Genomic DNA, 12,889 nt, shown 5'->3' on the forward strand with positions numbered 1-12,889 from the left:
TCCTTCGCCATACCCAGAACGAGTCCCACCGGGTGGCGCAGCAGCAACAACCGGACGCGCCGCCGGTTGCAGCGGCTGCGGCGACGCCCATGCCTGGCACCGATGCGCCTGCATCACCCCACCGGTGCGAAGCGTCCGACCATCTCGCCTCAGGCTCGCCCCCCAAGGCCACGCTCATGCGCCCAGACGACCAATCGGGACCGGGACCCGACCCCAAGGCGGCGGTACAGCCCGTTCACATGGTTGCGGACGGTCGTCCGGCTCAGGCCGAGGCGTTCGGCGATGGTGGCGTCGTCAAGGCCCTGCGACACCAGCCCCAATACCTCCCGCGCCCTGGCCGGCAGGCCGGCGAGCGCAGGCTCCTCCCGCCCCGGGCGCATGGCGGCGCCGGAACGGGCGAGATGATCCAGCACGCGCGTCGTGATCGTTTCGGCATCCGTCATCGCCGCCGCCACGGCACCGGCGATCTCGGCCCTGGTCCTGGTGCGGTCCGGGGCACTGGCTGCCACGAGCAGGATGCTGGGCTGTCCCCCCAGCTCCACCGCCACGGCCGAGATCAGGCAGGCCAGGGCGCCGCCGTCCCGCACCTGCAGGTCAGCGTCCTCCCCGGCCAGGCGTCCCTCGCGCCGGAACTTGTCCATCAGCACCTGCGCGGCCTCCGGCTCGGCCCAGAGGGGCAATTCCTTGGCCGAGCGCCCCACCACATCGGCTTCCATGCGGTTGGTGTTGTGGCAGAAGGCCTCATTGGCCAGCAGGATGCGGAAGTCGCCGGCGGATGCCAGCACCGCCGGGACCGGCAGGGCACGGAAGGCCAGGGCGAAGCGCTCCTCGCTGTGGCGCAGCGCGGCCTCGGCATGCTGGCGGGCATCGATATCCGCGAAGGTGAACAGCATGCAGGCCGTGCTGCCGATATCGATCGGCTGGCCCGCCAGCACGACGCATTTTTCCCGCCCGTCCGGAAGCTGCAGCCTGGCCTCCATCTGCGGGATGGTGCGTCCCTCCCGCAGCCGCTCCACCGCCAGTTCCCGCCGTGCCGCGCCTTCCAGCACATCCACGTCGTAGGCCGAGCGGCCGACGACCTGGTCCTCGCGGTAGCCGGTCATCTCCAGGAAGCCGCGATTGACCCGGATGTGCCGCAGATCGGAAAGGCGCAGGATCAGGGCTGGGGCGGGATTGGCGTTGAAGCTTCGCTCGAAGCGCTCCTCGGCATCGTAGCGCTCGGTCTCGTCGCGGAGGATCAGCACCAGCAGATCGGGCAGGCCGGCCTCGTCGGTCAGCACCAGGCTGCGGATGCGATGGGTCCAGCGGGCATCGGCCTCACCGGCGAGGCCGACCTCCACCACCACCTCGTCGAAGGCCTCGCCGGCCATGACCCGTTCCAGCGGATACTCGCCTTCGGGCAGCCGGTGACGGTTGCGGTAGCGCAGCTCGAAACGGTCACGATAGCCGGTGGCGGTGCCGCCGAGGCCGGCGAGGTCGGGCACCCCATGCATATCGAGCGCGGGTTGGTTGGCCCAGACAATGCGCTGGTCAGGGTCGATCAGGATCACCCCATCGCTGACACCGGCGATGATGGAGCGGAGTTGTTGCGTATCGGCGTGCTTGGGCGGGACAGGAGGGGTCATGTCCGCTCAACGGCCTTCCCCGGCCCGGGTTGGTGCGTCCGCATCAATTTACCGATGCAATGCGCCAGGGCACCGATGCATACCCACGGCCGCTGCCTCGTTAGGCCACCGCCGTGGGAGGAATAGTGGCGGCAGGCTCGCCGCCGATCCTTCGCATGGCGTACAGGAGACAGAACGATGAACGAGGACCGGATCAGCGGAATGGCGGACAAAGCGACGGGCAGCGTCAAGTCGGCAGTCGGCAATGCTACCGGAGATACCAAGCTTCAGGCCGAAGGTGCTGCCGACAAGATCGCCGGGGCTGCCCGGAATGCTGCCGGCAGCGCCAGGGACGCGATCAGCGATGCCGCCGACACCGTTTCCGAGAAGGCTTCGGAACTGAGCCGGGACGCCGGCCCGCTTCTTGATCAGGTCGGACGCAAGGCACGGAACGCCGTCGCAGCCGGAACCGAGGAAGCATCCCAGCTGCTGCGCGGCTATCCGCTGGTGACCATGGGCCTGATCGCGGCGGTCGCTTTCCTCGTCGGTCGCGTCACGGCTGCGGAACCGCGGCCCTGGTATCGCCGCGACTGGCGCTGAACCAGCGACCGGCATCTTGTTGCCAGCATGGGGGCGCAAGCCTCCATGCCAGCCGGCGTCGGCGAATCGCCGAGCCTTGCCTGGCAAGCGGCAATCCTGCTCGGCACATGCGCGCCGGCGGGCGAGTTCACGCCGCTGCCCCGAAAATCCGATGTCCCGGTGATGCGGCGGTGGCTTCGCAGCGAGACTCTGGCAAGGTCCAGCAGGGCCAGATCGCCCTGTTCCAAGGTCGTAGCCACGAGGACGCCAGACCTGTGCCTTCGGCGCCTGATCCCTGGGATACGGGTTCCTGCGCTGACGCCAGAGGTCCGAGTGCCGCGCTGCCGGTCAGCAGCCCGACAAGGCGGAGCGAGGCAAACGCCTAGCCCGGCATCGCATAGCGGTCGTGGCGCAGCAGCAATTCCTCGGCCAAGGCGGTGCCCGCCTTGCCGCCAAGTCCGGGCTTCGCATCCGCATCGCCCAGCAGGCAGGCAGCGAGGTGGCGCCGCGCCCGGAACACCCGGCTTTTCGCGGTGCCGACGGCGCAGTTGGTTGCGGCCCCGACTTCCTCGTAGGACATGCCCTGCAGGACGACCATGAACAGAGCTTCGCGCTGGACCGGCAGCAAGGTGTCAAGCGCCTTCTGCAATTCCTGCAGCGTAAGCCGGTCCTCGGTGCTGTCCTGCACGGCCAGGGCGGCGGCCGGCGCATCCTCGATATCGATGATGTCGCGGCGCTTGCGCAGGCCGCTGATGAAGCGGTTGCGCAGGATGCGATACATCCAGGCACGGAAATTGGTTCCCGGCGTAAAGCTGTCCCGGGCCGCGAGCGCATGCATCGCCGCATCCTGCACCAGGTCGTCCGCCGTCGCGCGGTTGCGGCTCAAGGCGAGCGCCTGCACCCGCAGCTTGGGCATCAGGGCGACAAGGTCTGCATGGAAGTCGCTGGACATGATGGCTCCCTCAACCGCCCAGAACTATCGGCGGCGTATCGTTGCGGATAGGCCAGAAGATTCCATCGCGTCTGGCAGCAGGCCTCGACCTGAGACCGAATGGCGAAGCACCGCGATCCGCGACATGGAAGCGGCCGGGCATGCAGGGAAGCTGGGGCCGGTCCCGTCCGGCGTCGGCGCGTTTACGTACCGGCACCGCCACCCTCCCGGCACCGTGAACGATACGGTCGGCGGATCGCTCAGGCGTATCCGTGTGGATGCCGCGGGCTGGCGGTGGTGCAGCAGCCTTTGCTGGCCGGGCCAGGCATGATGCTCCATCTGCAGGCAGCCGACGGGTAGGATGCTCAGCTCGGCCGGCCGGCTGTCGTGCCAAGCCCAGCCGCAGTCATCCAGGCTGGTGGGCGCGACGCTGAGCCAGCGGCTCGAGATCGCCGACGAGGTCGGGCAGATCCTCGGTGTCATCCGCTTCCGGAATGTATCCAGGCATTGGCCGATGGCGGCGAATTGATCCGCTGAAGACAGGGTTAGGTGCTGCGCAGCGGCCGCCCCGATGTTGTGTGTCCGCGGGTTCCCGGCCTTCCACCTTGCCTTGCCGGGCAGTGCGGATAACCACCCCGCATGAGGCACGTGGACCCAGTGTGTCATTGCCGTACAGACGGCCGCCTGGAATTGGTGTTTCCCTGATTCATCATTCGCCCAGCCGGCCGTGGATGACTGAGAGAGACATGTGCTCCCGCCACATCACGGAAGGAGCCTGCCTTGACCTATCCTGCCGAAGCACCTGCAGTGCGCAACCGCCTTCTGCAAGCGCTGTCGCCTGAGGACCTGGCCATGCTCTGGCCAAGGCTGGAGCCGGTCGAACTGGAGATGCGGCAGATCCTGCAGCACCCGGAAGAGCCTCAATCGGCGGTCTACTTCATCGAGACCGGCTGGATGTCCATGCTGGCCTATATGGAGGATGGCGATGCCGCCGAGGTCGGGCTGGTCGGCCATGAGGGCATGCTGGGCCTGCAGCTGCTGCTCGATGACATCCTCGATGACCTGGAGGGCATGGTGCAATGCGCCGGCACAGCGCTGCGGCTGCCGGCGGCGGCCTTCCAGGAGGCGCTTGAGCAACTGCCCGGATTGCGCCGCCTGCTGCATCGCTATGCCCTGGTCCAGCATGCGCAGGTGGCACGGACCGCGGCCTGCAACGGCCGCCATGACATCGCCCAGCGGCTCGCGCGGTGGCTGCTCATGGCGCATGACCGGGTCCAGGACGATACCTATCCGATGACCCATGAGTTCCTTGGCATGATGCTGGGCGTCCGCCGGGCGGGGGTCACCGTGGCGGCAGGCACGCTGCAGAAGGCGGGGCTGATCCGCTACAGCAACGGGCAGATCGCCATCCTCGACCGGCCAGGCCTCGAGAATGCGAGTTGCGAATGCTACGGGGTAGTGCGCCGCGCGCTGGACCGGCTGTTCGATCAGGGCGGACGCCGCATGCCCTATCGGCGCTAGGCCGGACCCGCGCCTTCGTTTTTGGTGCGCGGTGGATGCGGCTCGTCAGGCTTGCTCTATGCCGCGTTACTTCGTTCATGGCCGCGACCAAGACCGGGACTGCCGCGATCCCGAGGGAATCCGGCTGCCGGATCTTACCGCGGTCATTACCGAGGTGGCGAATGCAGCCCGCGGCATCATGTATCAGGTATTCATCCCGCGGCAGGATCGGCAGCGACCTGGCGGATGGCCGCGCCGGCTATCCAGGCAGGAAAGAGATGCGCGATGACCGATCCCTCCGCCTCGCCCTGCACCGGCCATTGCACGCTGGATCCGACGCAGCAGCATTGCCTGGGCTGCCATCGCAGTCTGGCCGAGATCGCCGCCTGGCCGGATGCCAGCCCCACCGCGCGACGCGCCATCCTCGCCGCCGTGGCCGCACGGCAAGGGCCAGGGCGTGCGGCCGTGCATAAGACCCATCCGGTGACGCCGGATGGACGATACTTCGTCGTCCGCGGCCGGCTTTGGCGCTGCAGCGATCCTCGCCTCGACCCGGCCGAACGGGCCGTGCTGGTGCAGGCGCTGATGACGGCCCGCCGGGCCAAGGGGCAGGCGATGCGCCAGAACGATGCCGCCGCCCGGGAGGCGGCACGGGCGCAGGTCGAGATCGCGAAGCAGGCACTCGGCGAGCGCGGCCCGGTCTGGTGGGACGACGGTGCTCCCGACTATACCCGCCATATGGCGCGCAACACGCCCTATGCAGATTGGTTCGCGGGACTTGGCGATTCTGATCTGCCGCAGATGGAAAAAAGTACATGAAAAATCAATCTCATAACTACTCCGTGTAGCCATCGCGCAGCAGCAAACCTGACGACGTCGCGACGTTCCAGCGATCGGCAACTGAAGCGGATCAGACCGTTTCGTGGGCGCAGGAATGGGTAGATGAGCGGTGCGCGATGAACCCGATGGTGCCCGCCGTTCGCGCGATGCCGCGGCCGCCCAGCTTTTCCCGCCCTGGGCCACGCTTGCGGTACGCCTTGCCTTCGTCGGTGTCTTCCTCGCGCCGCTCTGCGTGATCGGGCTGCTGATCGTGCTGCAGTACACCCCCTACGTCACCGGCCAGACCATCACGCCCGAGCAGCCGGTCCCCTTCAGTCACGAGCATCATGTCGGCGGCCTCGGTATCGAGTGCCGCTACTGCCATACCTCGGTCGAGACATCGCGCTTCGCTGGCCTGCCGCCGACCCATACCTGCATGACCTGCCATTCGCAGCTCTGGACCAATGCGGCGGTGCTGGAGCCGGTGCGGCGCAGCCTGGCGGAGGGCAAGCCCATCCGCTGGCGCCGGGTGAACGCGCTGCCGGACTACGTCTATTTCGACCATAGCATCCATGTGACGAAGGGCGTCGGCTGCACCAGCTGCCATGGTCCGGTGGATACCATGCCGCTGATGCGTCAGGCGGCCCCGCTGACCATGGGGTGGTGCCTCGATTGCCATGCCAATCCGGCGCCGCGTCTGAGACCGGAAAACGAAGTCTTCGCCGGCCATTGGTCGCCGCCGGCGGACCAGGACAAGCAAGGCGCGGCGCTGATCGGCCACTACGGCATCCGCACCGAGCACCTTGCCGATTGCTCGGTCTGCCACCGGTGAGTGGTGATCTCCTCTCCCGCCGCCAGGCGGCGCTCGGCCTGCTCGCCGCGGCGATGTCCGGCACGCTGGTCGCCTGCTCCAAGCCGGAGGAGGAGATCCTCCCCTATGTCGAGCAGCCGGAGACCCTCACCCCCGGCGTGCCGCAGCGCTTCGCCACTGCCCTGCCGCTGAACGGCTATGGCCGTGGCGTCCTCTGTACCGCCTTCGAGGGACGGCCGGTCAAGATCGAGGGCAATCCGGCGCATCCGGCCAGCCTCGGCGCGACGGATGCCTTCGCCGAGGCGGAGCTGATGCAGCTCTATGACCCGGACCGCTCGCGCAGCCCGCGCCAGGGCGGCCAGGTCGCCACCTGGGAAGGCTGCCTCGCCGCCGTCCTGCCGCGGCTGGAGGCACTGCGGACGCGGCAGGGGGAAGGGCTGCGGCTGCTGACCGGCCCGGTCACTTCGCCCACGCTGCTGCGGCTGATCGGCGCGGTGCGGCAGCGCTTCCCGCGCATGGTCTGGCACGCGCATGCGGCGGTGGCGGAGGAGAATGCCCGGCGCGGCGCAATGCTCGCCTTTGGCCAGCCGCTCGACCCGCTGCCGCGGCTCGATCAGGCCGCGGTGGTGCTTTGCCTCAATGCCGACCCGCTCGGGCCCGGCCCCGGGCAGATCGGCCATGCGCGGGCCTTCGCTGCCCAGCGCCAGGCGCGGGCGGCAGGGAGCCGCTTCGGCCGGCTCTATGCGCTGGAGCCTGCGATGTCGCTGACCGGCGCCAATGCCGACCACCACCGCCTGGTCCGGCCGGAGGAATTTCCCGCCATCCTGACCTGGCTGGCGGCGGAGTTCGGCGCCGCGTTGCCGCGACCCATCCTGGCGGAGGAGCGGCAGCGCCTGCTGCGCGCCATGGCGGCAGACCTGAGGGCACATCACGGCGCAGCGCTGGTCCTGGCGGGCGAGGCCCTGGCGCCTGAGTTGCATGCGCTGACGCACTGGCTGAATGCCAAGCTGGCGGCGCCGGTGGAACTGGTCGCCCCGGTCTGGCCGCCGCCGCAGGACGGGCCGGCGCCGCTCGCGGAGCTCGTCGCGGCGATGCGGGCCGGACAGGCCGATACGCTGGTGATCCTCGGCACCAATCCCGTCTACGACGCGCCGGCGGATCTCGACTTTGCCGCCGCCCTCGGGAAGGTGCCGCTGGTGCTGCACCACGGGATGCAGGTGGACGAGACGGCGGCCCTCTCGACCTGGCACCTGCCCGCGCCGCATCCGCTGGAGGATTGGGGCGACTTGCGCACGCGGGACGGCACCGCCGCCATCATGCAGCCGTTGATCCGGCCGCTCTATGCGACCCGGTCAGCCGCGACGCTGCTCGGCGTGGCGCTCGGCCAGCTCGACCTTGCGGCCCATGACGCGGTGCGCGAGACCTGGCACGCCGACCGGGCGCCGGCGGCTTTCGAATCCTGGTGGCGGCGTTGCCTGCATGACGGTGTGGTGCCGGACAGCGCCGCGCCGCGGGTGGCGCCGCCTGAGCCACGACTGCCGGAACTGGCGGCGATGCCTGACCACGCCGGGCTCACCCTGGTGCTGCGGCCCGATGCCGCGGCCTGGGACGGCAGCTTCGCCAACAATGCCTGGCTGCAGGAATGCCCACGGCCGTTGACGCGCCAGGTCTGGGGCAATGCCGCATTGCTGGCACCCGCGGAGGCGGCGCGGCATAGCTTGCGGCAGGGAGACCTGGCACGGCTGGAGGTTGAAGGCCGCAGCCTGGAGGTTCCTGTCCTGCTGGATCCCGGCATTGCGCCCGGCGTGGTGGCCTTGAGCCTCGGCTACGGCCGGACCCGAGCCGGGGCGATCGGCACCGGCATCGGCGCCGATGCCTATCGGCTGCGGCGGTCCGATGCACTCTGGGTTCTGCCGGACCTGCGGCTGACACCGACTGGACGCCGTGCCCCGCCGGTGCTGGCGCAGGAGGACCAGCGGCTGGAAGGCGAGGCGCGGGAGTTGCTGCCCCTGGTGCCGCTGGAGGCCGCGCTGCATGGCACCGCGGAGGCGCCCGAGCTACCGAGCTTCTATCCGGCGTTCCGCTACGACGGCTATGCCTGGGCCATGACGATCGACACCACGCTCTGCATCGGCTGCAACGCCTGCGTCGTTGCCTGCCAGTCGGAGAACAACATCCCGGTCGTCGGCCCCGAGGAAGTCGCCCGCGGCCGCGACATGCATTGGCTGCGGATCGATACCTACGTGCAGGACGCTGGCGGCGAACAGCGCCCGGGCTTCCAGCCGGTGCCCTGCATGCATTGCGAACAGGCGCCCTGCGAGCCGGTCTGCCCCGTTGCCGCCTCGGTTCACGACCATGAAGGGCTGAACGTCCAGGTCTACAACCGCTGCATCGGCACCCGCTTCTGCCAGAGCAACTGCCCCTACAAGGTGCGCCGCTTCAACTTCTTCGGCTATGCCGATGGGCAGGAATACAAGAACCAGGGCGCTCCGGTCCTCGCCGCGCAGCATAATCCGGAAGTCACCGTCCGCGCCCGCGGCGTGATGGAGAAATGCACCTACTGCGTGCAGCGCATCAGCGCCGCCCGGCGCACCGCGGAGAAGGAGGATCGCCGGATCGGGGAAGGCGAGGTGGTGACCGCCTGCCAGTCGGCCTGCCCGACCCGCGCCATCCATTTCGGCGATCTGAACCGCGCGGACTCCGATCCCTCCCGCCTGCGGCAGGAACCGCATCACTACGCGCTGCTCGGCCATCTCGGGACCAAGCCACGGACCACCTACCTCAAGCGCGTGCGCAACCCGAATCCGGCACTGGAGGACAGCGCATGAGCGCGCCGGCGCTGCCGCCGGAGGCCAGCTATGCCGAGATGATCGACGTGGTCGCCGATCCGGTGCTGAAGCACCGCGCTGGGCGGCGCTGGTGGAGCGGTTTCGGCATCGCGCTGCTGCTGACGCTGGGCTTCGCCGGCTGTCTTGCCTGGCTGTTCATTCAGGGGGTGGGGATCTGGGGGATCAACACGCCTGTCGTCTGGGGCTTCGCCATTGCCAATTTCGTCTGGTGGCTTGGCATCGGCCATGCCGGCACGCTGATCTCGGCGCTGCTGCTGCTCACCCGGCAGAGCTGGCGCGCCTCCATCAACCGCTTCGCCGAGGCGATGACCTTGTTTGCCGCTACCATCGCCGGGCTGTTTCCCATCATGCATCTCGGGCGGCCTTACCGCTTCTACTGGCTGCTGCCCTACCCGAATACCATGGAGCTCTGGCCACAATGGCGCAGCGCCCTGGTCTGGGATTTCGCGGCCATTTCCACCTACATCATCTTCTCAATCCTGTTCTGGTACTGGGGGCTGATCCCCGATCTCGCCACCATGCGGGACCGTGCGCAGGGGCGGCTGGCACGGTATCTCTACGGCATCTTCGCCCTCGGCTGGCGTGGCTCGGCACGGCACTGGCACGCGCATGACATGCTCTACCGTGCCATGGCCGGGCTCGCGGTGCCGCTGGTGGTCTCGGTGCACAGCGTGGTCGGCATGGATTTCGCGGCCAGCCTGATGCCGGGCTGGCAGGAAACGATCTTCCCGGCCTATTTCGTCATCGGCGCCATGTTCTCCGGCTTCGCCATGGTGATCACCTTGGCCGTCCTGCTGCGCTGGGGGCTCGGGCTGCAGGAGGTCATCACCGCGCGGCATTTCGACGCGATGGGCAAGATCGTGCTCGCCGGCTCCGTCGCCATGGGTCTTTCCTACCTGACCGAATGGTTCACCACCTGGTACGGCGGCGAAAGGTCCGAGCAGGAGCATCTGCGCTTCCTCTTCACCGGCGACTATGCGCCGCTGTACTACCTGATGCTCTGCTGCAACGTGCTGGTGCCGCAGCTGCTATGGCTTGGCCGGATGCGGCGGAGCATTGCCGTCGCCTTCGCCGTGAGCATCGTCGTCAATATCGGGATGTGGCTGGAACGCATCCTGATCATCTGGAATACCCTGTCCCACACGCATCTGCCGAGCATGCGCCACGTCTTCATCCCGACCTTCTGGGACTGGGCGACGCTCGGCTGCTCCATCGGCGTCTTCGGCTGCCTCTTCCTCTGCTTCGTGCGGCTTCTCCCCGCAGTCGCCATGCATGATTTGAACAAGAGCCTGCACGAGGAAAAGGCAGCAAGGGCATGAGCGGCAAGCATGTGCTGCTGGCCGAGTTCGGGGACCCCGAGACGTTGCTCAATGCTGCCCGCCGAGCGCGGGATGCCGGCTGGCATGGGCTCGACGCGCATGTGCCCTTCGCCATCGATGGGCTGGCGGAAGCGCTCGGCCTCGGGACGCCGCGCATCCTCCGGGCCATGCTGATCGGCGGCCTCGCCAGTGGTTCCTTCGTCTATTGGCTGCAATGGTATAGCGCGGTGCTGAGCTATCCGCTCAATTCCGGTGGGCGGCCGCTGCATAGCTGGCCGGTCTTCTTGATCCCGAGCTTCGAGGCCGTCATTCTCGGCGCGACGCTGACCGGCATCGTGGCTTTCCTGATTTCCACCGGGCTGCCACGGCTGCACCATCCGGCCTTCGCCGCACAGGGTTTCGCGCGCGCCAGCCAGGACCGCTTCTTCCTCGCCGTCGCCGATCCCGCCGTCGATGCGGCGCAGCTCGCGGCGGCGCTCGGGGACCTTGGCCCGCTGGCGATCCGGGAGGTGGGCTGATGCGCGCCGCCCTGCTGCTGCTGCCTTTGGCCCTTGGCGCCTGCAAGCAGGAGATGACGCAGCAGCGCCGCTACGATACCTACGAGCCCTCCCCGCTCTGGCCGGACGGCAGTTCGGCACGGCCCCTGCCGGCAGGGGTGGTCGCCCGCGGCGACCTGGCCCGCGATGCCGCCATGGTCGATCCGCCTGAGGCGACGCCGGCGCTGCTGGCACGTGGGCAGGAACGCTTCGGCATCTTCTGCGCGCCCTGCCATGGGCCGGTGGGCGACGGTGACGGCATGATCCCGCGCCGCGGCTTCCCCCGCCCGCCGAGCTATCACACCGCGCGGCTGCGGGCCGCGCCGGCGCCTTACCTCTTCGAGGTCATCACCAAGGGCTATGGCGTCATGTACGGCTATGCGGCGCGGGTGCAGCCCGCCGATCGCTGGGCCATCATCGCCTATATCCGCGCGCTGCAGCTCTCACGCGGCGTCGCACTGGCCGCCGTTCCCGATGCGCGGGAGCAGCTGCCATGAGTGCGCCGGCCTGGCTGCGCCGCCATGCCGGGCGGCTGGTGCTGGCTGGGCTGGCCGGCACCGGACTGCTGGCGGTCTGGGGCTTTGTCGAACCCGGCATCGCCCTGGCGGGTTGGCTGGCAGGCTTGCTGTTCTGGCTCGGCATCGCCCTTGGCGCCTATGCGGTGCTGGCGCTGCATGCGCTCACCGGCGGGCTCTGGCTGGCGCCACTCTTTCCGGTGCTGGCGCCGGCGGTGGCCACCCTGCCGGTCTTCGCCCTGCTGGCGCTGCCGCTGCTGCTCGATGCCGCCGCGGTCTGGCCCTGGGTCGCGGATCCGGCGGTGATGCCGCGTGCCGTGGTGGTGCAGTGGTACCTGAACTTGCCCGGCTTCGTCCTGCGCGGAGCGCTGGCGCTGGCAGGCTGGTCGGTATTCGGCATGCTGCTGGTCGGCGGCAGGGCACGCCGGCCAGCGGTGGGTGCCCCGGCGTTGATCTTCCATGTGGTCGCCGTCACCATCCTCGGGGTCGACTGGATTCTTTCGCTCGAGCCGCCCTTCCGCTCGACAGTCTTCGGCGCCTCCCTCGGCGTGACGCAGCTGCTGGCCGCCCTGGCCTGGGCGGCATTGCTGGAGCCGGAGACGCAGGGCTTCCGGGGCAAGGCGGGCGACCTGGCGCAGCTGATCATGGCGGCGGCGATCGGTGCCATCTACCTCGGCTTCGCGCAATTCCTCGTCTCCTGGTACGGCAACCTGCCGGACAAGGCGGACTGGTTCCTCAAGCGCGAGGCGCCGCCCTGGATCCTGCTGCAGGGTGGCACCGTCGCGCTCACCGCCCTGTCGCCGATCGCCGCCTTGCTGCCCGCGGTCATGCGACGCAGCCCCCGCGCACTGGCCTGGATCGGTGCCGGCGTGCTGGCGGGGGTCTGGATGCACATCGTCTGGCTGGTCGGGCCGACCTTCGGCCCCCGGGCGATCGGCTCGGCCGCGCTCGGGACCCTTGCCATGGGCGGGATCTGGATGGGCCTGGCCGGCGGTCCCTTCGCCGCGCGGCTGGGACGGGAGGTGCCGCATGGTGCATGACACCAGCCTGACGGAACGCAGGGAGCCGTCAGGTCTGCGGCCCTGGCTGGTCGTCGGCGTGGGCCTGGGCACCCTGGGACTGGTGGCCACGGTGCTTGGGGCGGTCTGGCTGTTCCAGCGCTTTGGTGGCTCACCCGCCCCCGCCAATTTCAAGCCCACCGTCTTCGCGCCGCCGCGGCTGCAGAGCGACCCGGCAGGGGATCTGCGCGATTACCAGGCAGCGCAATACGCCCGCCTCACCGGCTATGCCTGGGCCGACCGCGAGCTTGGCCTGGTGCAGATCCCGATCGAGCGGGCGATGGCGATGATCGCCTCGCGCGGCAGCGGCGCCTTCGACCCGCTCGACCCGGCGCGCATCCCGGATCCACGCCGATGAAGCGCCGTTG

At 69.0% G+C, this 12,889-nt stretch carries 14 protein-coding genes; 12 read left to right on the top strand and 2 right to left on the bottom strand.

The window, feature by feature from the left end:
* Positions 1–149: 149 nt before the first annotated feature.
* Entirely contained in the window at positions 150–1,625 is a 1,476-nt protein-coding gene (locus AC0IW9_RS04895) for a PAS domain S-box protein (RefSeq protein WP_471647089.1), read from the bottom strand.
* Positions 1,626–1,802: 177 nt separating this feature from the next.
* Here AC0IW9_RS04895 and AC0IW9_RS04900 point away from each other — a divergent pair, with 177 nt between their 5' ends.
* A complete protein-coding gene (locus AC0IW9_RS04900; protein WP_471647090.1) occupies positions 1,803–2,204 on the top strand; it encodes a CsbD family protein in 402 nt (133 codons plus the stop codon).
* 361 nt (positions 2,205–2,565) lie between these two features.
* On the opposite strand, the gene AC0IW9_RS04905 is transcribed toward AC0IW9_RS04900, so the two are convergent.
* The gene (locus AC0IW9_RS04905; RefSeq protein WP_471647091.1) at positions 2,566–3,135 is read right to left on the bottom strand and encodes a sigma-70 family RNA polymerase sigma factor; all 570 of its coding nucleotides are present in this window, start codon (positions 3,133–3,135) and stop codon (positions 2,566–2,568) included.
* Between the two features lie 340 nt (positions 3,136–3,475).
* On the opposite strand from AC0IW9_RS04905, the gene AC0IW9_RS04910 reads away from it, so the two are divergent.
* From AC0IW9_RS04910 to AC0IW9_RS04960, 11 genes are all read left to right on the top strand, one after another.
* Positions 3,476–3,643, top strand: coding sequence for a hypothetical protein (locus tag AC0IW9_RS04910; protein ID WP_471647092.1), 168 nt, complete (start codon positions 3,476–3,478; stop codon positions 3,641–3,643).
* 323 nt (positions 3,644–3,966) lie between these two features.
* A complete protein-coding gene (locus tag AC0IW9_RS04915) occupies positions 3,967–4,635 on the top strand; it encodes a Crp/Fnr family transcriptional regulator (RefSeq protein WP_471647093.1) in 669 nt (222 codons plus the stop codon).
* 58 nt (positions 4,636–4,693) lie between these two features.
* Positions 4,694–4,903 (top strand): DUF6894 family protein, encoded by a 210-nt coding sequence (locus tag AC0IW9_RS04920; RefSeq protein ID WP_471647094.1) that lies wholly within the window; start codon positions 4,694–4,696, stop codon positions 4,901–4,903.
* Positions 4,900–5,433, top strand: coding sequence for a DUF1289 domain-containing protein (locus AC0IW9_RS04925; RefSeq protein ID WP_471647095.1), 534 nt, complete (start codon positions 4,900–4,902; stop codon positions 5,431–5,433). The genes AC0IW9_RS04920 and AC0IW9_RS04925 overlap by 4 nt, the downstream gene beginning before the upstream one ends.
* A gap of 130 nt (positions 5,434–5,563) precedes the next feature.
* Positions 5,564–6,265 carry a cytochrome c3 family protein gene (locus tag AC0IW9_RS04930; protein ID WP_471647096.1) on the top strand — a complete coding sequence of 234 codons (702 nt, stop codon included), beginning with the start codon at positions 5,564–5,566 and terminating at the stop codon, positions 6,263–6,265.
* The gene (locus AC0IW9_RS04935; protein WP_471647097.1) at positions 6,262–9,072 is read left to right on the top strand and encodes a 4Fe-4S dicluster domain-containing protein; all 2,811 of its coding nucleotides are present in this window, start codon (positions 6,262–6,264) and stop codon (positions 9,070–9,072) included. Before AC0IW9_RS04930 ends, AC0IW9_RS04935 begins: the two co-directional genes overlap by 4 nt.
* Positions 9,069–10,412, top strand: coding sequence for an NrfD/PsrC family molybdoenzyme membrane anchor subunit (gene nrfD, locus AC0IW9_RS04940; protein WP_471647098.1), 1,344 nt, complete (start codon positions 9,069–9,071; stop codon positions 10,410–10,412). The genes AC0IW9_RS04935 and nrfD overlap by 4 nt, the downstream gene beginning before the upstream one ends.
* Positions 10,409–10,930 carry a DUF3341 domain-containing protein gene (locus tag AC0IW9_RS04945; RefSeq protein WP_471647099.1) on the top strand — a complete coding sequence of 174 codons (522 nt, stop codon included), beginning with the start codon at positions 10,409–10,411 and terminating at the stop codon, positions 10,928–10,930. The genes nrfD and AC0IW9_RS04945 overlap by 4 nt, the downstream gene beginning before the upstream one ends.
* Positions 10,930–11,445 carry a c-type cytochrome gene (locus AC0IW9_RS04950; RefSeq protein WP_471647100.1) on the top strand — a complete coding sequence of 172 codons (516 nt, stop codon included), beginning with the start codon at positions 10,930–10,932 and terminating at the stop codon, positions 11,443–11,445. The genes AC0IW9_RS04945 and AC0IW9_RS04950 overlap by 1 nt, the downstream gene beginning before the upstream one ends.
* Positions 11,442–12,503 carry a hypothetical protein gene (locus AC0IW9_RS04955; RefSeq protein ID WP_471647101.1) on the top strand — a complete coding sequence of 354 codons (1,062 nt, stop codon included), beginning with the start codon at positions 11,442–11,444 and terminating at the stop codon, positions 12,501–12,503. Before AC0IW9_RS04950 ends, AC0IW9_RS04955 begins: the two co-directional genes overlap by 4 nt.
* Entirely contained in the window at positions 12,493–12,879 is a 387-nt protein-coding gene (locus AC0IW9_RS04960) for a hypothetical protein (RefSeq protein WP_471647102.1), read from the top strand. Before AC0IW9_RS04955 ends, AC0IW9_RS04960 begins: the two co-directional genes overlap by 11 nt.
* The last annotated feature ends 10 nt before the right edge of the window (positions 12,880–12,889 follow it).

The sequence above is a fragment of the Belnapia sp. AC561 genome, from assembly GCF_979252845.1.